This is a genomic window from Proteus sp. G2673, from assembly GCF_009915125.1.
GTDB classification, from domain to species: Bacteria; Pseudomonadota; Gammaproteobacteria; order Enterobacterales; family Enterobacteriaceae; genus Proteus; species Proteus penneri.
Genome location: NZ_JAABLT010000014.1, coordinates 132,104 through 153,272 on the forward strand (window position 1 = coordinate 132,104; position 21,169 = coordinate 153,272).

General features: G+C 38.7%; 22 protein-coding genes. 7 read left to right on the forward strand and 15 right to left on the reverse strand.

Going from position 1 to position 21,169, the window contains the following annotated elements; genetic code table 11:
• Position 1: 1 nt before the first annotated feature.
• Positions 2 to 700: an envelope stress response regulator transcription factor CpxR gene (gene cpxR, locus GWI59_RS07550; protein WP_161724376.1), complete on the reverse strand. Its 699-nt coding sequence runs from the start codon at positions 698 to 700 to the stop codon at positions 2 to 4.
• Between the two features lie 197 nt (positions 701 to 897).
• Here cpxR and cpxP point away from each other — a divergent pair, with 197 nt between their 5' ends.
• Positions 898 to 1,437, forward strand: a complete 540-nt coding sequence (gene cpxP, locus GWI59_RS07555; RefSeq protein ID WP_161724378.1) for a cell-envelope stress modulator CpxP — start codon at positions 898 to 900, stop codon at positions 1,435 to 1,437.
• A gap of 129 nt (positions 1,438 to 1,566) precedes the next feature.
• On the opposite strand, the gene GWI59_RS17590 is transcribed toward cpxP, so the two are convergent.
• Entirely contained in the window at positions 1,567 to 2,091 is a 525-nt protein-coding gene (locus tag GWI59_RS17590) for a serine acetyltransferase (RefSeq protein ID WP_265820734.1), read from the reverse strand.
• 151 nt (positions 2,092 to 2,242) lie between these two features.
• On the opposite strand from GWI59_RS17590, the gene GWI59_RS07565 reads away from it, so the two are divergent.
• Positions 2,243 to 2,998 (forward strand): glycosyltransferase family 25 protein, encoded by a 756-nt coding sequence (locus GWI59_RS07565; protein WP_161724382.1) that lies wholly within the window; start codon positions 2,243 to 2,245, stop codon positions 2,996 to 2,998.
• A gap of 37 nt (positions 2,999 to 3,035) precedes the next feature.
• Here the strand turns inward: GWI59_RS07565 and GWI59_RS07570 are convergent, their stop codons facing one another.
• Positions 3,036 to 4,193, reverse strand: coding sequence for a glycosyltransferase (locus GWI59_RS07570; protein WP_161724384.1), 1,158 nt, complete (start codon positions 4,191 to 4,193; stop codon positions 3,036 to 3,038).
• Positions 4,194 to 4,315: 122 nt separating this feature from the next.
• Positions 4,316 to 5,071, reverse strand: coding sequence for a 3-oxoacyl-ACP reductase FabG (gene fabG, locus GWI59_RS07575; protein ID WP_006534171.1), 756 nt, complete (start codon positions 5,069 to 5,071; stop codon positions 4,316 to 4,318).
• Between the two features lie 533 nt (positions 5,072 to 5,604).
• On the opposite strand from fabG, the gene pfkA reads away from it, so the two are divergent.
• Entirely contained in the window at positions 5,605 to 6,582 is a 978-nt protein-coding gene (gene pfkA, locus GWI59_RS07580) for a 6-phosphofructokinase (protein WP_109398909.1), read from the forward strand.
• Positions 6,583 to 6,844: 262 nt separating this feature from the next.
• Complete coding sequence (locus tag GWI59_RS07585) at positions 6,845 to 7,846, forward strand: sulfate ABC transporter substrate-binding protein (protein WP_161724386.1); 1,002 nt, start codon at positions 6,845 to 6,847, stop codon at positions 7,844 to 7,846.
• 104 nt (positions 7,847 to 7,950) lie between these two features.
• On the opposite strand, the gene tpiA is transcribed toward GWI59_RS07585, so the two are convergent.
• Together tpiA and GWI59_RS07595 are read right to left on the reverse strand one after the other, a co-directional pair.
• Complete coding sequence (gene tpiA, locus GWI59_RS07590) at positions 7,951 to 8,721, reverse strand: triose-phosphate isomerase (RefSeq protein WP_161724388.1); 771 nt, start codon at positions 8,719 to 8,721, stop codon at positions 7,951 to 7,953.
• 106 nt (positions 8,722 to 8,827) lie between these two features.
• A complete protein-coding gene (locus tag GWI59_RS07595) occupies positions 8,828 to 9,463 on the reverse strand; it encodes a DUF1454 family protein (RefSeq protein WP_072064657.1) in 636 nt (211 codons plus the stop codon).
• A gap of 97 nt (positions 9,464 to 9,560) precedes the next feature.
• Here GWI59_RS07595 and GWI59_RS07600 point away from each other — a divergent pair, with 97 nt between their 5' ends.
• Positions 9,561 to 9,992: a DUF805 domain-containing protein gene (locus GWI59_RS07600; protein WP_161724390.1), complete on the forward strand. Its 432-nt coding sequence runs from the start codon at positions 9,561 to 9,563 to the stop codon at positions 9,990 to 9,992.
• A gap of 55 nt (positions 9,993 to 10,047) precedes the next feature.
• On the opposite strand, the gene fpr is transcribed toward GWI59_RS07600, so the two are convergent.
• Entirely contained in the window at positions 10,048 to 10,794 is a 747-nt protein-coding gene (gene fpr, locus GWI59_RS07605; protein WP_109848270.1) for a ferredoxin--NADP(+) reductase, read from the reverse strand.
• 332 nt (positions 10,795 to 11,126) lie between these two features.
• Between fpr and emrD the strand changes: the two genes are divergently transcribed.
• On the forward strand, positions 11,127 to 12,311 hold the full coding sequence (emrD, locus tag GWI59_RS07610) for a multidrug efflux MFS transporter EmrD (protein WP_109848271.1): 1,185 nt from the start codon (positions 11,127 to 11,129) through the stop codon (positions 12,309 to 12,311).
• 101 nt (positions 12,312 to 12,412) lie between these two features.
• Here the strand turns inward: emrD and glpK are convergent, their stop codons facing one another.
• Positions 12,413 to 13,945, reverse strand: a complete 1,533-nt coding sequence (gene glpK / locus GWI59_RS07615) for a glycerol kinase GlpK (protein ID WP_109398903.1) — start codon at positions 13,943 to 13,945, stop codon at positions 12,413 to 12,415.
• A 42-nt stretch (positions 13,946 to 13,987) separates the two neighbouring features.
• A complete protein-coding gene (locus GWI59_RS07620) occupies positions 13,988 to 14,803 on the reverse strand; it encodes an MIP/aquaporin family protein (RefSeq protein ID WP_006534156.1) in 816 nt (271 codons plus the stop codon).
• A gap of 294 nt (positions 14,804 to 15,097) precedes the next feature.
• On the opposite strand from GWI59_RS07620, the gene zapB reads away from it, so the two are divergent.
• Positions 15,098 to 15,340 (forward strand): septal ring assembly protein ZapB, encoded by a 243-nt coding sequence (gene zapB / locus GWI59_RS07625; protein ID WP_072064652.1) that lies wholly within the window; start codon positions 15,098 to 15,100, stop codon positions 15,338 to 15,340.
• 93 nt (positions 15,341 to 15,433) lie between these two features.
• On the opposite strand, the gene rraA is transcribed toward zapB, so the two are convergent.
• The 6 genes from rraA to cytR form a co-directional block, all read right to left on the reverse strand.
• Entirely contained in the window at positions 15,434 to 15,937 is a 504-nt protein-coding gene (rraA, locus tag GWI59_RS07630) for a ribonuclease E activity regulator RraA (protein WP_006534154.1), read from the reverse strand.
• A gap of 109 nt (positions 15,938 to 16,046) precedes the next feature.
• Positions 16,047 to 16,964 carry a 1,4-dihydroxy-2-naphthoate polyprenyltransferase gene (locus GWI59_RS07635; RefSeq protein WP_072064651.1) on the reverse strand — a complete coding sequence of 306 codons (918 nt, stop codon included), beginning with the start codon at positions 16,962 to 16,964 and terminating at the stop codon, positions 16,047 to 16,049.
• A 97-nt stretch (positions 16,965 to 17,061) separates the two neighbouring features.
• Entirely contained in the window at positions 17,062 to 18,396 is a 1,335-nt protein-coding gene (gene hslU / locus GWI59_RS07640; RefSeq protein ID WP_006534150.1) for an HslU--HslV peptidase ATPase subunit, read from the reverse strand.
• A 12-nt stretch (positions 18,397 to 18,408) separates the two neighbouring features.
• Positions 18,409 to 18,939: an ATP-dependent protease subunit HslV gene (gene hslV, locus GWI59_RS07645; RefSeq protein WP_006534149.1), complete on the reverse strand. Its 531-nt coding sequence runs from the start codon at positions 18,937 to 18,939 to the stop codon at positions 18,409 to 18,411.
• A gap of 114 nt (positions 18,940 to 19,053) precedes the next feature.
• Entirely contained in the window at positions 19,054 to 19,845 is a 792-nt protein-coding gene (locus GWI59_RS07650; RefSeq protein ID WP_072064649.1) for an SPOR domain-containing protein, read from the reverse strand.
• A gap of 70 nt (positions 19,846 to 19,915) precedes the next feature.
• On the reverse strand, positions 19,916 to 20,947 hold the full coding sequence (cytR, locus tag GWI59_RS07655) for a DNA-binding transcriptional regulator CytR (RefSeq protein ID WP_072064648.1): 1,032 nt from the start codon (positions 20,945 to 20,947) through the stop codon (positions 19,916 to 19,918).
• Positions 20,948 to 21,169: the final 222 nt, after the last annotated feature.

Here is a 21,169-nt window from a genome sequence, read left to right on the forward strand (position 1 = left end):
ATCAAGTTATTGAAACCATTAGATAACCGCGGCCACGTAACGTTTTAAACCAAGGTTGTCCATCTGTTCTTTCTGGTAATTTACGGCGTAAATTGGAAATATGCATATCAATCGCTCTATCAAACGGTGTTAAGCGCTTGCCAAGGACTTCTTGACTTAGATGTTCGCGTGATACCACTTGTCCTAAATGCTGAGCAAGTAAATAAAGCAGAGTAAACTCAGTTCCTGTTAACTCTAGCGGTTTATTATCAAAACTTGCTTCTTGTCGGCCAGGGTTAAGTTGTAATTTATCAACCTGTAATGTTGGAGATGTCGTGCTATCAGTCTGTTTTTGTTCGCTCCAGTTTGAACGACGCAAAATAGCTCTGATACGCGCAACTAGCTCTCTATCATTAAAAGGTTTTGGTAAATAATCATCAGCACCTAGCTCTAAGCCAAGAACTCGGTCAAGATCACTGCCTCTTGCCGTTAACATAATGACTGGTGTCTGGAAATTTTGGCGTAACTCTTTGAGTGTCTCAATCCCGTTTTTACGTGGCATCATGATATCCAGTAATAACAAGTCGACAGACGCATCCAAAAGTTTAAGTGCTTGTTCGCCATCAGAGGCGATTACAACATTAAAGCCTTCCATTTCAAGCAGTTCTTTCAATAGCGATGTTAATTCGCGATCGTCATCCACTAATAAGATTTTATGCATTCGTCAATTCCTCCAAGAGAAAAATACGATAATAAATAGCGCGAATCTATGACTTTACGTTCTTTTACACGCTCTGACGCTAGTTTGCAGCCGTAACGGTATAGTAATCCACATAGCAAAGAATTACACATATGAATTATACACATTGAGTCGTATTAATTAGGTCGGTATTAATTTACCGAATTAGGAGTGAAGCAATGCGTAAAGTAGCAGTAGTTGCACTAGCATCAATGTTTTTGGCAGCTCCGACGATGGTATTAGCTGAAACCGCAAATACTAATCTGCCTACTGAGCAACAGTATAATGGTAACTACCACTGCGGTTATGGCTATGGAATGCATGGCGACCGTGATTATAGAGGTCACCGCGGACAACGAGGACATATGATGGATCGCAATTATGGCGAGTCACGTATGTTTAACGGTATCACATTAACTGAGCAACAACGTACTCAAATGCGCGATTTAATGCGCCAGCATCATCAAGATAGATATAACGGAAATTTCCGTCAATATCATGAGAATATGCATAAATTAGTTACTGCTGAAAAGTTTGACGAAGCAGCAGTCAGAGCACAGATGCAAGATATGGATAAACAAGCAATAGAGCGCCATGTAGAAATGGCAAAAGTCCATAACCAAATGTATCAGTTGTTAACCCCAGAACAGAAAGCGCAATTGGAAAAGAATTACCAACAGCGAATGTCGTATTTTGACCAACAAAGTCAACAGAATTAGTAATGAAGTAAGAGTGTAGTAAAGTAGTACCTAGTTAGAGAGTAAGTAGCAACAACGAAGTTTTTTCCTTGCCATAGACACCATCCCTGTCTTTTGCAGCCCCTCTGGAGAGGGGCTTTTTTTTGCCCGTTACCTTTTTACCACTCGGGCTGGTACACCAACAGCTGTTACATTATCTGGGATGTCATGAATGACTACCGCTCCCGCGCCTATTTTTATGTTATTTCCAATAATTACATTTTCTACGACACAAACATGTGGAGCGATATAAACATTATCACCTATAATGGCAGGATTTTGTTTATTAGAGCCTATAGTAACTTGATGACTTAATGAGAAGTTTTTTCCTATAATTGTGTTTGGATTTATACATATTCCACCAACAGATACATGTCCAATATATAACCCGCCTTTAATTCTGGTCTCAACAGGGAGATAGATATTGTATTTTTTACATTTATTTTTATATATTTTTCGAGCTAATTTTCTTATCCACTTATTTTCATATGAACACAATCTGAACCAAAATGAAAAATTAAATGATTCATTTTTTCTTAATGTTCTCAATATTGATTTAAAGCTACTTTCTGATGTATAACGTAGCAAATCTTCAGTAATTATATTTATTATTTCAGTTTTATTTTTTGATTTCATAAAGCTAAAAACCATAAGGAAAGTTAATGATATCATATGGTGATGTGATTGTTTTTATTGTATCTTCAAATTTATAACAGCATATCTATGATAAAACTACTTTTTAACATATTATTTTGACTAGGATAATCAATATCTGGTGTGAATAGAAATGAATATTTTTGTTATTAACCTGAAGAATGATCAGGAACGAAGGGCTACAATACAGAAACAAGCTGATTCTTTAGGGTTAAAAGTCGAATTTATAGAAGCTGTAAATGGAAAATTATTGACAGAAGAACAGATAAATGAGCTTAGTCAGGACTTTTACCTTAATGGAATGACTCATGGTGTTTTAGGGTGTTCTTTAAGCCATCTCAAAGTGTATGAGAAAATAGTTTCTGAAAAAATTGCTATGGCTTTAATTCTAGAAGATGATGCTAAGATAAGTGAAAATATAAAAATTATTTATGATATGGTAGGCGAGTATAATGAAAAACATAGAGATAATTCATTAGTTTATTTACTGAGTCAGGTCAATGAATATATAGATACCTTTAAAAAGCGTTTATATAAAAACTATTTTTTAGTTAATGTCATTGATGCTGACTATGCATATGGTTATATTATTAATAATGTTGCAGCGAAAAACCTACTCCAATATCTTTATCCTGTTAGGCTCGAAGCTGATGCATGGCGCTTTATGCAACAAAGAAATATTGTAAAATTGAAAGCAGTGATACCACCAGCGATAATGTTAACAAGCCATTGTGAACAATCAACATTAGAAGAAGAAAGAGCTATTTTGTTACAAAAAAGAATTTCTTTTTATAATGATCAATATAAGAAAAGAAGTTTCTGTATAAAAGTTAGAATGGCTTTATGGCGTATTTTTGTTCGCTCATGGGTCAAAAGAATAAGACCTTAGCTCTAGGCCTATATAAATAGTGGGTATATACCCACTATTATTTGGTTTGTAATGCTAATTTATTTAAACAACTTTCAAATTCAAGTATAAACAAATTATAGTCAGTTACTTTTTCAGCCCAATGAATCGCATTTTTACTGTAAAATTGATAATTATTTGTAATTTCTATAATACTATTTGCACATTCTTTAGGTGAAATTAATTTTGCTTTTGTCAATTGATCTAAGATTGGATCATAAACTTCATAAGAAAACATTACATCTAAATCGGTAAGTTCATTATATTCCGAAATAGATAATGTCGGTTTAATACCTATACCACAATATTTGTCTTTTATTGCTTCAGGTTGTCCATTCAGTTTAGGAAATATAACTGGAATTCCATTTGATAGAGCTTCTATGCATGACAAACCGAATGCTTCTAATATTGGTGTACTTAAATAGATGTCTATTTTTGAATAAAAAATAGACATCTCTGATTGATATCCTATAAACTCAATAGAATCTTCAAGGTCTAATTTAGATGCTAAATTTTCTAAATCACGCCGTTGCTCTCCTTCTCCTGCAATAATGAGTTTTGCGGAAATATTTTTATTTTTTAATTCTTTCAAAGCGATAATGGCTATTCCTATACCTTTTAACCCAACAAGTCGAGAAGCCACGCCTAATGTAATGATATTTTGTTTAAAGGTATGTGTTGTTTTATGAGCTATATTAGGTAACCTATTGATAACAATATTAATATCAAATAGAGGTTTAAATCTTAATTCCATTACTCTTTTTGATGCATTCGATACAGCAATACCAGAGTCAAGGATCTGGAAAAAAAATTGCGTTTTTTGATTTATAGGATATTGCCAAGAACAACCATGATCATAATAGACCAAGCTAGTATTTTTGGGTTTTCTAGATAATCTTGGGACAAAGTCCCATACTAAAGTGACATCAGCTTTGCTTGCCTCAATTTTTTTTGTTAAGACATATTTTCTTAAAAAAGAAGGATATTTTATTTTAGTAGAAGCAATTTTATTGGCATATTTTATATTAAAAGACTTAAGTTCTTGGCTCAGATTTTTATTTAAAGAGTTGCTGGTGCACAAAATCTCATTTTGAAATGAACTATTTTTTAAATATTCAATAAACAAACGTTCAGCACCACCAAACCCTTGTAAATTAATCAAATGAAGTATTTTCATGATGCTAAGCCTGTTCCATTCTTTATTAAATCACCTAATAACACGATTAATTAGCTATAACTCAAAAATTTATATTAATTTATAAGTAAAAATTAGGGTGAATTATTCCACCCTAAAATATATTACAACAACGCCTCTGGAGATTCAGGTAAAATCTGTCCACCATCGACAATAATTGTCTGCCCTGTAATATATTTTGCTTCATTCGACGCAAAGAAGGCAGCGGCGTAACCGATATCTTCAGGTTCACCTAAAGTATGTGTTGGGATTGATGCCTTCATTTGATTTAAATACGCTTCACCTTGCGCCTGTAAGCCTTCGGTGAGGATATTACCCGGCATCACAGCATTAATGGTTATACCATGACGTGCATATTCTAATGCTGCGCTGCGCATAAAGCCAAGTTGTCCTGCTTTGCTTGCCCCGTAGTGGCTCCAACCTGGATAGCCTGTGATTGCACCCGTAATGGATGACGTGATAATCACACGACCTTGTTTTTGTTTCTCCATGACACGAAGTGCAGCTTTCACTAAAAAGAACATACCTTTAAGGTTAACTGTATGCATTTTATCCCAATCAGCTTCGGTCATCTCTTTAATCGTGGCTTGAGGGAAAATGCCTGTATTGGAACAAAGAATATCAAGTTTGCCATACTCTTTTACGACATCATCAACCACTTTTTCACAGGCGGATTGATGAGTGACATCAAGGTGCATAAACTCAACATTTAATTCTTGTTTTGTTTTATTGCCAGCAACATCATCAATATCGGCAATAATCACCTTAGCACCACTATTTTTTAGGGCGATGACAATACCTTTACCAATGCCTTTTGCGCCACCTGAAACTAAAGCGATTTTACCCGTTAAATCAAACATAAAACCTCCTATTAAGTGAAAGTTCCACTGTATCAGTCTCGGTTGAAAAGCGGTAAATCAACCAGAGAACTTTGTTGTCGGTCACAAATGTACCTTAGATCATTTTTTTCTTTAAAAGGATGACATCACAAAATAGAGAGATAAACGGCAGATAGAACATCACACCAGAGAAAAACTGAATATTTATCAAAATATGCCGATGCTATTTTTTAGCATAAATAGCGTTTTTTTGAGATGAATGCAAAAAGGCAGTAAAGTGTCTGTATAAAAAGTGTTAACTTATTAGAGAAACATATTTGAGATAGACTAGTATAATCTTTATATAGCCCATTTGATTAGTTTAATGCGCATCAAGTTTATGAAAAAAAATATACGATAATGATGAACTGGTAAAAAATATGCGTACAATGGTATTGTTGAATCAATTCAGCATTTACGATATCGGTATATAATACCAGACAAGCCGATATTGAGATAAAAAGTTATTCCAACAATTTTGCAATAATTACATCGAATAAGAATCAGAGGTAATCATGGTCAATAGGATCAAAAGAATTGGGGTTTTAACAAGTGGTGGTGATGCACCAGGTATGAATGCCGCGATCCGTGGTGTTGTTCGTGCCGCACTAAGTGAAGGTTTAGAGGTTTATGGGATTATGGATGGCTATATGGGGCTATACGAAAATCGCATGAAAAAACTCGACCGTTTTAGTGTGTCAGACATGATCAACCGTGGTGGTACGTTCCTTGGTTCTGCTCGTTTCCCTGAATTCCGTGAAGACAACGTTCGCGCTGTTGCCATCGAGAACATGAAACAAAATGAGCTTGATGCCCTAGTCGTTATTGGCGGTGATGGTTCTTATCTTGGTGCGAAAAAACTGACGGAAGCAGGTTTTCCATGTATCGGTTTACCGGGCACAATTGATAATGACGTTGCTGGCACTGATTATACTATCGGGTATTTTACTGCATTAGAAACGGCTGTTGAAGCAATTGACCGCTTACGTGATACATCAACTTCTCACAAACGTATCTCTATCGTGGAAGTGATGGGGCGTTACTGTGGTGACTTAACACTGTCTGCGGCAATCGCAGGGGGCTGTGAATTTGTTGTTCTGCCTGAATCTGAATTACCTTTTGATCGTGATGAATTGCTGGCAGAAATCAAAGCAGGTATTGAACGTGGTAAACGCCACGCAATCGTCGCAATCACCGAACACGTTTGTGATGTGCATGAATTAGCTCGTTTTATTGAAGCCGAAACTAAACATGAAACGCGTGCAACGGTATTAGGTCATATCCAACGTGGTGGTTCTCCAGTTGCTTACGACCGTATTCTTGCTTCTCGTATGGGAGCTTATTCTGTACAACTGCTATTAGAAGGTTACGGTGGTCGTTGTGTTGGTATTCAAAATGAAAAACTGGTTCACCATGATATTATTGATGCGGTCATGAATATGAAACGTGTCTTTAAAGCAGATTGGTATGAAACAGCGAAAAAACTCTATTAATCAATAGTGTTATCGTAATACCTGAGCCTTTCTGAGTTCTATCCTTATTCGTGAACTGCTCTGATACATTTTCTTTGTGTCAGAGTAGCTTCTCGAGTGAAAATATTTCATTTAGCTATTTCTATTCTCCTTTATTTCTTTTTATCCCCTTATATTGATAGTCATATTCCCGTTGTGTATATCCATCGGTTTTTTGTTATTTCATCGTGATAACACTTTCTGTCAGCCTAGTTAAATACTTAACGATAAAGGGTGGATAGCTATGCTTAAACAATGGGGTTTATTATCAACGACTTTAGTCGTATTACTTTTTTCTAATAGTTTATGGGCTAAAGATATTCAGTTATTAAATGTCTCTTATGATCCAACGAGAGAGCTTTATCAGCAGTATAACCAAGCATTTAGTCAGTATTGGAAGCAGAAAACGGGAGATAACGTCACTATTCGCCAATCACATGGTGGTTCAGGAAAGCAAGCGACATCAGTTATCAATGGTATTGAAGCGGATGTTGTCACATTGGCACTCGCTTATGATATCGATGCGATTGCACAAAGAGGAAGCATCAATAAGCAATGGATAACACGATTACCCGATAACTCTGCTCCTTATACTTCAACGATTGTTTTTCTGGTGAGAAAAGGAAATCCTAAGCAGATAACAGATTGGGATTCGCTGATAAAACCGGGTGTTTCCATTATTACACCTAATCCTAAAACCTCAGGAGGTGCAAGATGGAACTATCTTGCGGCATGGGGTTATGGATTAAAAGCTAATCATCAAGATAGTGAAAAAGCGAAAGCCTTCGTTAAAGCACTTTATCAGCAAGTTGAAGTATTAGATTCAGGAGCACGAGGCGCAACCAATACCTTTGTTGAGCGAGGCATCGGTGATGTATTAATTGCATGGGAAAACGAAGCGTTATTAGCGATTAATGAACTAGGCGCTGATAAATTTGAGATAGTCACACCATCAGTATCTATTCTTGCAGAGCCTACAGTATCTGTAGTTGATAAGGTTGTCGATAAACGAGGAACTCGAGAAATTGCCACAGCGTACTTAGATTATCTTTACTCATCACAGGGACAAGAGATTGCAGCAAAAAACTATTATCGCCCTAGAGACAAAGCAATAGCAGAGAAATACCAAAGTCGTTTCCCAAAACTCGAACTATTTACGATTGATGAGGTTTTTGGTGATTGGCAATCAGCACAGAAAATACATTTTGCGACAGGCGGTGTGTTTGATGAAATAAGTCGTCGTTGATGTGTCATAAAGCAAAAACAAAAAAATCACCTTCTGGTTTTATATCCAGCAAGGTGATTTTCTCTATTTTTTATCTCTTAATGGCAGAAGCCAAAAAGATAAAATTATTTTTTCGCTTTTGCAGCGGCGGCTGCTTTAACGATAACGGCAAATGCATCAGCTTTCAGTGATGCGCCACCGACTAATGCACCGTCGATGTCTGGTTGACCAAACAGTTCAGCGGCATTTTTATCGTTAACAGAACCACCGTATTGGATGATTACTTGTTCAGCGATAGCGGCATCTTTCTTCGCAATATGATCACGAATAAATTTATGGACAGCTTGTGCTTGTGCTGGAGTTGCAGATTTACCAGTACCGATAGCCCAGATTGGTTCATAAGCAATAACGGCATCTTTAAATGCTGCAGCACCATGTGCATTTAACACGGCATCGATTTGGCGAGCACACACTTCTTGCGTTTTGCCTGCTTCATTTTCTGCTTCAGTTTCACCAATACATAATACTGGTGTTAAACCTAACTCTTTTAACACGCCGAATTTTTGAGCGATAAACTCGTCAGATTCTTTATGATAAGTACGGCGCTCAGAGTGACCAATGATAACGTATTTAACATCAACGTTTTTCAGCATTTCTGCTGAAGTTTCACCAGTGAAAGCACCTGATAAGTGAACACCGGTATCTTGAGCACCTAATGCGATACGGCTTCCACCAATTTCATGGCGTGCTTGGCATAGATAAACTGCGGGTGGTGCGATAGCAACATCACAACCTGCAATACCGCTAACTTCTTTACGTAATGCAGCAATTAATTCATGAACCATATGAATGCTGCCGTTGAGTTTCCAGTTACCCATGACTAATGGATGGCGCATAACTTTTCCTCCAACCGAGTGGTTTAAATTTAGTTTGCTAATAAACACGAATTCTGTTGATGCACAACAGTATAGAGAACAATGAATAGAATAGCTTTGTTTTTTATCACGGAATAGCTGAAACGATCTTGCTGTTTAAAGAAAGCTTAATCGGTTCAATAGCAAAGGTTGTTAATTGTTCACCTTCATGGGCAACAATATAGCGAATAGCACCCACATCATGGCTAATATAATCAGAAGTTTGATTTTTAAAGGCGAATAAATTGAGAGCCTCTTGAATTTGTTCTGGGGTTATTGATGAGTCAAATTGAGCCACCAAAGTAATAATATATTGTGTGGTGATCTCGCGATTTCTCTTTTCTAATTCAGGTGAATCAGGGGTATGGATCAGCGTGAGTTGTAAGCTTTTTATTTTTTCGCTACCGCGCTCTAATATTGCAGATGAATAGAGATAAGGTGTAATACGCGTTGCGGCTCTGACAAGCGGAATGGCAATATCGTGATTAGTGATAATTTTATATTCATTAAGCGATAACAACGGATTTTGTTGATTGAACTTAGCTCTTAGCTCCGGAATTGTCATTTCAAAAACAGGTGCATCTTGCTTAAGATAGGCAATATCATCTTTACTGGGCTGTTTTGGTGCGACAGACATCTCTGTTGCAAAAACAGAAGTTGGCAAACAAAGAGCAATGCTTATGATTATCAGGTATAACGTAGAAAGTGTGTTTGCTTTTATCATCTGTCCTCCGCTTGTCTGTGCTGTTATTGGCTAGTCTGTATTATTTGATACTAAATGGACAGTGTAATTCACAAATTAAGTAAATTATTGAGAATTTATGACCTTACAACATTGGGCATTTTCATTCAAAGGGCGAATTGGGCGTCGTGACTTTTGGGCCGGTTTAGGTGCTTGTTTTGCGCTGTTTTTAGGCCTTTTTATTATCAATGATATGATTTATCCATTACCTGCCATTGTAATATGGATAGTGTTCCTTTTTATTCTTTATCCGCTATGTGCAATTTTTACAAAAAGACTTCATGACAGAAATAAAAGAGGAATATGGCTTTTATTACTCTTACTTGCCATGATGTTAGGATTAGCCGATACAAGTAGTTTAGAACCATTTTGGCAATGGGCGATAGGACGTTTTCTTCCTTCTTTTATCGGAATGATTATGTTGCTTGATTGTGGTGTCTTTGTTGGTAATGACGGTGAAAACTATTTTGGTAAACAGACTGAACAAGTAGATTATCGTCGCTGGCGTTAATCTATATGATTAAATCAATGAGGGTGAGAGAAATAAGCTCACCCTTATTTTTTTATTACCAATATTGTTCGCTGGTGATATGTCCGGGTTTGCGTCGTAAGTGCTTACGCATTTCTCGTTGTTCTTTTAAGAGTTGTTGAGTATCTCTGACCATTTGAGGATTACCACACAACATAATATGGCTCTCTTCTGGGCTGATGGTTAGGCCAACCGTTTTTTCTAAAGCGCCACTTTCAATTAATGCAGGAATACGTCCGGTTAATGAGCCAATGTGATTTTCACGGCTGACAATGGTTTGAATACGTAATTTGCCTTGATAACGTTCAACGAGTTTTTCCATTAAAGGTAAATAACTTAAGTCATTAGCATATCGAACAGCATGAACAAGAACGATATTTTCAAATCGCTCAAGATCGTGACCTAATTGCAAAATAGATAAAAAAGGCCCAATGGCGGTTCCTGTCGAAAGCATCCAAAGTGTATTTGTTGTGGGAATTTCTTCTAATACAAAAAAACCACTGGCTTGTTTAGTGATCAGGAGTTCATCACCGACGTTAAGTGCGCTTAATTTAGGGCTTAATTTTCCATTAGGCACAGTGACCAGATAGAATTCTAAATTGGGATCATCTGGTGCGTTTACATAAGAGTAGGCTCGTTGTACTCGCTCTCCATCAATATCTAGCGCTAATTTTGCAAATTGTCCGGCTGTAAACTTATCAATAGGAGCATTGACGACGAGACTTATTAACGCATCAGTCCAGTGATGAACTTGAATAACTTTTCCATTCACCCAATTAGCCATAGAGATAATCTCCTTTTGATAAACACGCTTATGTTGCTTATTTATTCTAAATAGGAAGTGGCTTTTTATTTATCAATATGGTGTGGTGATGTGATTAATCTAAGATTTTGTCAATAAATGACACAAAATGTACATTTATATTGACATCTATGGTGTATTTCTCTGACATTAATCTTTATACAAAAATTGCTGACTATCTCGCAAATTTCTCCAAATTTGTTAACTTAGTCTCATTCTGAGAAGGTACGCATTTTGCAGAGTTTATTTTTATAAATTCTCTGTGGTATGCGTCTGTCCGTTAATTTATTTATCTAAAATTCTTGAGAAAAGAAATGAGAAAGTTAGAGCATGCAAATCTATTATTATTGATAATTGCATTGGTTGCTGTGGGTCAAATGACCCAAACTATTTATGTTCCTGTTATTGCTGATATGGCCGTTTACTTTGGTGAACCCACAGGGGCGGTACAGCAAGTTATGGGGGCCTATCTTTTTTCTTATGGTTTTTCACAGTTAATTTATGGACCTATATCCGACAAAGTAGGGCGCCGTCCTGTTATTTTAGTCGGAATGACTATCTTTTGTTTATCTACGCTAGTGGCGATTTTCTCGCAAAATTTAATCACACTGGTTATTGCCAGTACCTTGCAAGGTATGGGAACAGGTGTTGCGGGTGTCATGACACGTACTCAACCTCGTGATTTATATACAGGCACTGCATTACGTTACGCCAATAGTTTGTTAAATATGGGGGTTTTAGTTAGTCCATTATTAGCGCCGATGATTGGTGGTGTTGTCGCTCACTTCTTTGGCTGGCATGCGTGTTATATCTTCTTATTATTATTAGGAACCAGTGTCCTGTTTTGTATGTATCGTTGGATGCCAGAAACGCGCCCAGTGCAAGTTGAAAAACGTAAAATGTTGTCATCATTTTACTTACTACTTTCAAATAGTACTTTCAGTGCATTTTTGATTATGTTGATTTGTGCATTATCTGGTATTGCTGTTTTTGAAGCATCAAGCGGTGTGTTAATGGGAGGAGTATTAGGATTAAATAGTATTACTATCAGTATATTATTTATTTTACCGATCCCTGCGGCATTTTTTGGCGCTTGGTATGCTGGTCGTGAAGGTAAAACCTTTGTGCAATTGATGTGGCATTCTGTTTTTTGTTGTTTATCAGCCGGTATCTTAATGTGGCTCCCCGGTTGGCTAAATATCATGAATATTTGGACGCTTCTAGTACCTGCCGCACTATTTTTCTTTGGTGCTGGTATGCTATTTCCATTGGCAACAACGGGTGCAATGGAACCATTCCCTTATTTAGCAGGCTCCGCGGGTGCATTGGTGGGTGGACTACAAAATGTGGGTTCAGGTGTTGCAACATGGTTTTCAGCCTTATTACCACAACATAATCAATTTAGCTTAGGTATGATTATGTTTGCGATGTCAGTGGCTATTATGCTTTGTTGGCTTCCTTTGGCTCATCGTTTTAGCCATGAAGAACATACTATTTAGGCTATTGGTGTCATCAATTAAATAAAAATGCCGAGAATAGAATTTTCTCGGCATTTTGGTTTTGTAGCCTAGGCTACTTCTCTCTCAACTCGTTGTATTAATTAAGCGCGATCTTCCCACTCTTGTGCACGAGCGACGGCTTTTTTCCAGCCGTTATAGCGATAGTTGCGCTCAGTGGTTTCGATACCTGGGCGGAATTCTTTATCAATAGCGGCTTTGTTTTTCACTTCTTCTAAATCGCTCCAGAAACCAATAGCAAGTCCTGCAAGGAATGCTGCACCTAATGCGGTACTTTCACGAACAACAGGGCGTTCTACACGAGTACCTAAAATATCGGATTGGAACTGCATTAAGAAGTTGTTGGCAACAGCACCACCATCAACACGCAGTGATTGTAAACGCGCACCTGAATCGGCTTGCATTGCATCAAGTACATCGCGTGTCTGATAAGCGATAGATTCTAAGGTTGCACGAATGATGTGATTACGGTTAGCACCACGGGTTAAACCAAAAATAGCACCACGAGCATACGGATCCCAATATGGTGCACCTAAGCCTGTAAATGCAGGAACAACATAGACACCATTAGTATCGTTTACCTTAGTTGCGAAATATTCAGAGTCGGTGGCTTCATCAATGAGTTTTAGCTCATCACGTAGCCATTGAATGGACGCGCCACCAACGAATACGGCACCTTCTAAGGCATAGTTTACTTCACCGCGAGGGCCACAGCAGATAGTTGTTAACAAACCATGATTAGAGCGAACGGCTTCTGTACCCGTATTCATCAGTAAGAAGCAGCCTGTACCATAGGTATTTTTCGCCATACCACTTTGTACGCAAAGTTGACCATAAAGTGCAGCTTGTTGGTCGCCCGCCATACCCGCGATAGGAATACGTGTACCCCCTTTACCACCAATGTTTGTTTGGCCATAGACTTCTGAAGATGGCACCACTTTTGGTAACATATTGCGAGGAATATCCAGCAGATCGAGAATTTTTTGATCCCAATCTAAAGAGTGGATATTGAATAACATGGTGCGTGAGGCGTTAGTGTAATCTGTAACGTGAACGCGACCTTGTGTCATTTTCCAAACTAGCCAAGTATCAACAGTACCGAATAGCAATTCGCCTTTTTCTGCTTTTTCACGCGCACCTTCGACGTTGTCGAGGATCCATTTTAATTTTGTACCAGAGAAATAAGGGTCAACCATTAACCCGGTGTTTTGACGAATATATTCTTCAACACCTTCTTTATCTTTTAAACGCGTACAGAAATCCGCAGTACGACGGCATTGCCATACAATGGCGTTATAAACAGGTTTACCCGTTTCTTTATCCCATACAATCGTGGTTTCACGTTGGTTTGTAATACCAATACCGGCAACGTGGTCGGATGGAATATCTGCTTTTGCTAATACTTCAACTAGGGTTGCACTTTGTGTTGCCCAAATTTCCATTGGATCGTGTTCAACCCAGCCTGGCTTAGGATAGATTTGGGTGAATTCGCGTTGTGAAATACTGACGATATTGGCATCATGATCAATAACTACGGCACGTGAGCTTGTTGTACCCTGATCCAGTGCAACAATGTATTTTTTCTCGGTATTCGATGTATTTGTTTCTGTTGTCATATTAGTAACCTGTTCTGATAATCAACAATATTGCTCTTAATTTTATTTATCGTCTTCAATTTTGCAGGTATCGCAAGGTAAATGACGGCCAATTAATTTACGGTAAGCCAATGCACCTAAGATACCACCGATAAATGGAGCAATTATTGGAACTAAGAAATAAGGGATATCGCGTCCACCAGTCAGCGCAATATCACCCCAGCCAGCAAAGTACGCAACCAATTTTGGACCAAAGTCACGAGCTGGGTTTAAGGCGAATCCGGTTAATGGGCCAAATGCACCACCGATTACGGCAATTAAGATACCAATTAATAAAGGTGCTAATGGGCCTTTAGGTACACCGTTGCCATCATCGGTTAAGGCTAAAATTAAGCCAACTAATATAACGGCAATGATAACTTCAACAAAAAAGGCATGTATAACGGAAATTTGAGCTGCAGGATAAGTTGAAAATACACCAGCGGTGAAGAGACTTTCTTGTGAGCCTCTGACAATGCCATTAACTTGTTCGTAGTCGAGGAAAACACTGTAATACATAAAGTACACAATAGCTGCGGCAAAGAAGCCACCTAACATTTGTGCAATAATATAAGGGATAACTTTTCTGCGTTCAAAGCAAGCAAATAACCAAAACGCAACAGTTACTGCTGGGTTCAAGTGAGCACCAGAAGTGCCAGCGGTAAGATAAACGGCTAAGGCAACACCCAGCCCCCAGATAATACTTATCTCCCACAGTCCTAGCTCTGCACCTGCAATACGTACTGCAGCAACACAACCAAGACCAAAGAAGACTAGCAACGCAGTTCCGATAAATTCAGAAATGCATTGACCCATAAGAGAGGTTTTCGTCTGGCTCATATATTCTATCCTGAAAGAGGGTTATTTATTGTTAGTATTCTTTTCGAATTGAAAAGATAACTGTGAATTTATCGTTAATGAGCGTAAACGAGAATAAGCGAAATTGAAATTTGTGTGTCTCATCAAGAAAATGAGTGAAAACGCTCTTAATTAGTGACTTGATCGACATTTGTAATGTGATCTGACCAGTGTTTTTGAAAAATTGAAAAAAGAATGTAATTCCTCGGAAGATGCTAGACAGTTGTTGATAGGCTACTTACAATCGGAAGTATCGATTATATGGGGGATTACAGTATGTCATTTGAAGTTTTCGAAAAGTTAGAATCAAAAGTACAACAAGCAATTGATACCATCACGTTATTACAGATGGAAATCGAAGAGCTAAAAGAAAAAAATGATGCGCTGAGCCAAGAAGTTCAAGAAGCAAAAGGATCACGCGAAGCCCTTGTTCGTGAAAATGAAGAATTGAAACAAGAGCAATCAAGCTGGCAAGAGCGCTTACGCGCGCTGTTAGGCAAAATGGAAGACGTGCAGTAATTGTCTTTGTTTGCTTAAAACCTAAAAAACAAAAGCCACCGTTAGGTGGCTTTTGAGTATTGAAATCGTAAGAATGCAATTAAAAAGTAACAATTACTCTTCAATCAAATCTTCATCTAAGCCTAATGGTTCTTCTGATAAGATGATCCCAGTGTTATCGGCATAAAGATAATCACCAGAGAAGAAGGTAACACCACCGAAGTTAACACGGATATCACTTTCACCAATGCCTTCACTTTGGCAACCCGCAGGGATAGCTGCCATTGCTTGAATACCTAAATCAAGCTCTGATAATGCATCAACTTGACGTACTGCACCGTAAACAACAATGCCTTCCCATTCATTAGAAACAGCAAGTTGCGCGAGTTCAGCATCAACTAAGGCTTTACGTACAGAGCCACCGCCATCGACCAAAAGAATGCGGCCTTTACCATTTTCTTCGAGTAAATCATAAAGCAGGCCATTATCTTCAAAGCATTTAACGGTGATGATTTGACCGTTAAAGGCACTTTGACCACCAAAGTTTGAGAAAAGCGGTTCTACGACATTGATATCTTCTTGATAGATATCACAGAGTTCAGAAGTATCATATTTCATAGGAGATTACGTCAGGTTGCCACAGGAAAGGCCAGTATATCCCTTAACAGGGGTGGTTGGCAAAAGACTCACTGAAATTTCAGTGAGTCAAATCAACAATCGAGTGAAATTATTCTAAAACTAAACCTAAAGAGAAAAGAACGTTAGTTAGCAGTGCTGCTTTTACCATGTGTTCGAGTAGAGGACGCATCCCTTCGCCGGAGTGATCAGCGTTTACACGTTTGATATGCAGTAAAAGCATCGGGGTGGCGAGTAAAAATAACCACGCGGTCCAGCGATGCATATAGAGTAGAGTAAAGATAATTAAGCAGGCAATAGAGAGAAAAATAACACAGGTATGGTAAGTCCGAGAGCCAGCAGGGCCTAAGCGAACCGCTAATGTATTTTTACCTGCCTGAATATCACTTTCTAAATCGCGCATATTATTAATGTTTAGAACAGCGACAGAAAGTAAACCACAGGCCGTAGCAGGAAGTAGGGTAACAATATCAAAGGTGTTAGATTGTAAGTAATAAGTTCCGATGACACTCAACCAGCCAAAGAAAATTAAAACAGAGATATCACCTAGCCCCATATAACCATAAGGGCGCTTACCCACGGTATAAGTAATTGCAGCAACAATAGCGAGTAAACCCATCACTAAGAAGCCAATAGCGTCTTCAGGCTTTTTACAGGCGACAATAATCAGTGCAATACCACAGATACAGGAAATAATAACATTTAAAATCAGCGCTTTTTTCATTTGAGCGGCTGTTATTATGCCTTTTTGCATTCCACGAAGTGGCCCTAAACGCTCTTCAGTATCCGTTCCTTTTACGGCATCACCGTAGTCATTAGCAAGGTTTGATAGGATCTGTAACGTTCCTGCTGTCAAAATAGCAAGCAGTGCAATAGGTAGCTCAAAATGCCCCATCCAATACGCTAATGCGGAGCCAGTCACAATGGCAATTAACCCTAAAGGCAGTGTTTTGGGTCGTAAACTTTCAAGCCAGGCTTGAGTCCGGCTAGTGGAATTTAGAGAGCTCATGCTGAAATTCGATACTCATGTTCGTTGTTATTATAAAAATAAGAATGGGAGGCAAGCCTCCCACGTAAATATTGCTGATAAGGATCGCACAAGTTGATTATAAAATAAATCGACTCAGATCTTCATCTGCGACAAGCTCATCCAGATGCTGTTTTACATATTCTGCATCAATCAATATTGATTGACCTTGACGTTCACTCGCATCGTAGGAAATTTCTTCCATCAAACGTTCTAAAACAGTATGTAAACGACGAGCACCAATATTTTCAGTGGTTTCATTTACACGCCATGCTGATTCAGCAATTTTGCGAATACCGTCTTCGGTGAAGCTAATAGACACCCCTTCGGTTGCCATTAATGCTTCATACTGTTTTGTTAACGATGCATTAGGTTCAGTTAGAATACGCTCAAAATCTTCTGCTGTCAGCGCTTGAAGTTCGACACGAATTGGCAGACGTCCTTGCAACTCAGGAATTAAATCAGAAGGACTGGAAACTTGGAAAGCACCTGATGCAATAAACAGAATATGGTCTGTTTTTACCATACCGTGTTTTGTTGAAACTGTACAACCTTCAACCAATGGTAAGAGGTCACGTTGTACGCCTTCACGAGAAACGTCAGGGCCAGAACTTTGTCCACCACGTTTACAGATTTTGTCTACTTCATCAATAAAGACAATACCGTGTTGTTCTACCGCATCAATCGCTTGTTGTTTAAGCTCTTCAGGGTTAACTAATTTAGCTGCTTCTTCTTCAACAATCAGCTTAAACGCATCTTTGATTTTCATCTTGCGTGCTTTTTGTTTCTGACCTGCTAAATTTTGGAACATAGATTGTAATTGATTAGTCATCTCTTCCATTCCTGGAGGAGCCATGATTTCAACACCCATTGGTGTTGCAGATAATTCAATTTCAATTTCTTTATCGTCTAATTGGCCTTCGCGTAATTTTTTACGGAAAGATTGACGTGCTGCTGAAGGTTCTGATGCTTGTTCTGCTACGCCCCAGTTATTTTTTGCTGGTGGAATAAGTACATCGAGGATACGTTCTTCAGCCATTTCTTCAGCACGGAAACGATTTTTATCGATAGCTTGGCTACGCACCATTTTGACTGCAGAGTCGGTTAAATCACGGATAATTGAATCAACTTCTTTACCCACATAACCCACTTCGGTGAATTTGGTTGCTTCAACTTTGATGAAAGGCGCATTGGCCAATTTTGCTAAACGGCGTGCAATTTCAGTTTTACCTACACCAGTAGGTCCAATCATCAGAATATTTTTAGGTGTTACTTCGTGACGCAACGCTTCATCAAGTTGCATACGACGCCAGCGGTTACGTAGGGCAATTGCCACCGCACGTTTCGCTTTATCTTGACCAATAATAAATCTATCGAGTTCGCTGGCAATTTCGCGAGGAGTCATTTCAGACATGCTCTCAAATCCTTACTCTTTTGAAGAGAGTTCTTCAAAGTTAACATTGTGGTTAGTATAAATACAGATATCTCCAGCGATGCTCAGCGCTTTTTCAGCGATTTCGCGTGCAGAAAGTTCGGTATTTTCTAGCATAGCTCTAGCCGCTGCTTGTGCATAAGGGCCACCAGAACCGATAGCAATTAAATCGTTTTCTGGTTGAACCACATCACCATTACCCGTGATGATAAGCGATGTATTTTCATCTGCAACAGCAAGCAACGCTTCTAATTTGCGTAGCATTCTGTCTGTACGCCAATCTTTAGCAAGTTCTACCGCAGCTTTAGTTAAATGCCCTTGGTGAAGTTCTAATTTGCGTTCAAACAGTTCAAAAAGAGTAAAAGCATCAGCAGTGCCGCCAGCAAATCCCGCAATGACTTTGTCGTTATAAAGACGGCGTACTTTGCGAACATTGCCTTTCATGACGGTATTACCCATCGTCGCCTGTCCATCACCACCGATTACAACTTGGCCCTTACGGCGAACACTTACGATTGTAGTCATGAGTCAGCCCCTGGTTTAATCAATAAAAAAATGGGACGGGAAGTGCTTTTATCTAAGATAAAGTACGACCCGTTGTGTGAATTAGAATTATAGGTGGGGGAGATAATTTATTTTTCAACCCCCAGAAGAGCGAAGAATACAACCTGATACACCCGCTCCAGCCGCTTGTTTACTCACGGAGTTGGCTTGTTCTTTACTGTAAGGGCCTGATAATACGCGGATCCAGCCATCATTGCCTTTCGTTACTCGGCTTTCAACACCAGAAAAAGCTAGCGTTGCTCTCACAGATTCAGCTTGTTCGGTATTTTTAAATGAGCCACATTGCACTAAAAATTTTGTTTCAGTCACCGTTGGTTTAGGCGTTGTAACAATCGCAGGTGCTTGCGGTTGTTGAGTTTGTGCTGGCTGTTGTGAAACAGAAGGCGTTGTTGTTGCTGGTGGTGTTACAACCACTTGTGAGCGCGGGACTTCACCATTATAAGGCACTTCTGGCAGTTGAAGGGCGGGTTGGCGTTTATCCGCTTCAATTTGTTGTAAAAAACGCAATTGTTCAGGCGAAAGTGTTGCTTTCGGATTAATCTGGCTACCTGATGAAGGAAATTCAGGCTGTAAAGGTGTACCCACCTGACGATTTTCCAATTCTTTAATATATTGCCAACGCTCTTGCGGTTTTGGCGGTAGGCTATTCGCTGGATGTTGCCCAGTGATAGTTGGCGTTGTTTCTACGGCTTCTTTTTTATTATGTGTAATAAAATAGAGGCCGCCGATAAACAGCGCCACAATAGCGATTGCCGCGATAAGCGTTGTTAAAGGCAGCCCTTTAGCAGCCTTTTTGCTCTTACTTTTCGTTGTTTTTTTACGACGAGCAGATGTCTGCCCTCGTCCCACATAGTCTCGTTGTGCCACAGTTCGATTCGCTGATAATTAAAGGAATAGGTATCACAAACGATATGTTACTTAACATAGTGTGTTTTGCCTAGCTTTTAAGCCGACAGACACTGTCTCTTATAATTAGCTCACAATCTAATAAGCGAGAGCCAGGTGCAACAGGTCTACCTTGTAGTTGGTCGAGTAATAACAACATCGATTCACGTCCTATTTGATAACGAGGTTGTTCCATTGTTGTCAGAGCAGGTTCGCTATAACGTGTGATATCCAGATTATCAAAACCAATAACAGAGAGATCTTTAGGAAGCTCTAATCCTAATTTTTTTGCCTGCCACATAACGCCAATTGCCATTATATCACTATGACAGAACACAGCAGTGGGTGGCTCAGGCAATGAAATTAACTTTTTCAGACTTTCTGCACCGCTTTCATGGGTAAAATCACCACGAATAATATAATCTTCACGTAAGGGTACGCCTGTTCTACGCATGGCTTGAATATAGCCTTGCAAGCGATAACGACATAAAGGCATATCTTCAGGGCCTGTAATACAAGCAATACGCTTATGCCCCATTTGCTGTAAATAGTGTGTTGCTCTAAAAGAGGCTGTCAGATTATCGATATGAACAGTCGGTAATTCAAGTTCAGGTGCAAACTCATTTGCCATGATCATCGGCGGTAAATTTTTCTGCTCTTCTTTGGAAACATCAAAAGGGATGTGTGAGCCAAGAAGTAACATGCCGTCAATTTGTTTGGTGATAATAAGATTAATAAAGGCATTTTCATGTTTTTGCTGATGTTTACAATCACCAATTAACACGAGATAACCATGTTGTGCAGCGGTTTCTTCAATGCCACACACAACATCAGTAAAAAAGGGATCGCTGATGTTAGGGACGATCACTAGGATCGTTTTTGACTCGTTACGTTTAAGGTTTTTTGACAGGTTATGTGGATAATAGCCGACATCAAGAACAGCCTGTTCAACTTTCTGACGGGTTTGTGAGGATACTTTTTCCGGATTCATTAATGTACGTGACACAGTTGCTGTGGACACGCCGGCTGCAAGGGCAACATCTTTCATTGTTGCTTGCGTATTATCTTTATTATTTTGTTGCAAACCCCATACCTCCCTTTTGGATGGTTTAGTTAAACGATTGCTTTTTTATTGCAAAAAAACCGCCAATATTTAAAAAAGGATTTTATCGACGGTTTTTAATTCAAGAAATATTCTAAATTGTTATTCTACCCACTTTTTAAATAGATACTGTTACCTAGTTTGCATAAAAAGTGTGATACCAATCGTTTTTATGAGGTAGTTCGCAAAATTGATAAATAGTCT

Bases quoted from the DNA above. Each gene is read 5' to 3' on its own strand.
- cpxP (WP_161724378.1), top strand. From the start codon at position 898: ATGCGTAAAGTAGCAGTAGTTGCACTAGCATCAATGTTTTTGGCAGCT.
- fabG (WP_006534171.1), bottom strand. From the start codon at position 5,071: ATGTTTGATTTAACGGGTAAAATCGCTTTAGTTTCAGGTGGCGCAAAA.
- GWI59_RS17590 (WP_265820734.1), bottom strand. From the start codon at position 2,091: ATGAAATCAAAAAATAAAACTGAAATAATAAATATAATTACTGAAGAT.
- GWI59_RS07595 (WP_072064657.1), bottom strand. From the start codon at position 9,463: ATGATAAAAGCAAACACACTTTCTACGTTATACCTGATAATCATAAGC.
- rraA (WP_006534154.1), bottom strand. From the start codon at position 15,937: ATGAAATATGATACTTCTGAACTCTGTGATATCTATCAAGAAGATATC.
- hslU (WP_006534150.1), bottom strand. From the start codon at position 18,396: ATGTCTGAAATGACTCCTCGCGAAATTGCCAGCGAACTCGATAGATTT.
- fpr (WP_109848270.1), bottom strand. From the start codon at position 10,794: ATGGCTAATTGGGTGAATGGAAAAGTTATTCAAGTTCATCACTGGACT.
- cpxR (WP_161724376.1), bottom strand. From the start codon at position 700: ATGCATAAAATCTTATTAGTGGATGACGATCGCGAATTAACATCGCTA.
- zapB (WP_072064652.1), top strand. From the start codon at position 15,098: ATGTCATTTGAAGTTTTCGAAAAGTTAGAATCAAAAGTACAACAAGCA.
- GWI59_RS07585 (WP_161724386.1), top strand. From the start codon at position 6,845: ATGCTTAAACAATGGGGTTTATTATCAACGACTTTAGTCGTATTACTT.
- GWI59_RS07570 (WP_161724384.1), bottom strand. From the start codon at position 4,193: ATGAAAATACTTCATTTGATTAATTTACAAGGGTTTGGTGGTGCTGAA.
- GWI59_RS07600 (WP_161724390.1), top strand. From the start codon at position 9,561: ATGACCTTACAACATTGGGCATTTTCATTCAAAGGGCGAATTGGGCGT.
- glpK (WP_109398903.1), bottom strand. From the start codon at position 13,945: ATGACAACAGAAACAAATACATCGAATACCGAGAAAAAATACATTGTT.
- emrD (WP_109848271.1), top strand. From the start codon at position 11,127: ATGAGAAAGTTAGAGCATGCAAATCTATTATTATTGATAATTGCATTG.
- pfkA (WP_109398909.1), top strand. From the start codon at position 5,605: ATGGTCAATAGGATCAAAAGAATTGGGGTTTTAACAAGTGGTGGTGAT.
- hslV (WP_006534149.1), bottom strand. From the start codon at position 18,939: ATGACTACAATCGTAAGTGTTCGCCGTAAGGGCCAAGTTGTAATCGGT.
- GWI59_RS07620 (WP_006534156.1), bottom strand. From the start codon at position 14,803: ATGAGCCAGACGAAAACCTCTCTTATGGGTCAATGCATTTCTGAATTT.
- tpiA (WP_161724388.1), bottom strand. From the start codon at position 8,721: ATGCGCCATCCATTAGTCATGGGTAACTGGAAACTCAACGGCAGCATT.
- GWI59_RS07635 (WP_072064651.1), bottom strand. From the start codon at position 16,964: ATGAGCTCTCTAAATTCCACTAGCCGGACTCAAGCCTGGCTTGAAAGT.
- GWI59_RS07565 (WP_161724382.1), top strand. From the start codon at position 2,243: ATGAATATTTTTGTTATTAACCTGAAGAATGATCAGGAACGAAGGGCT.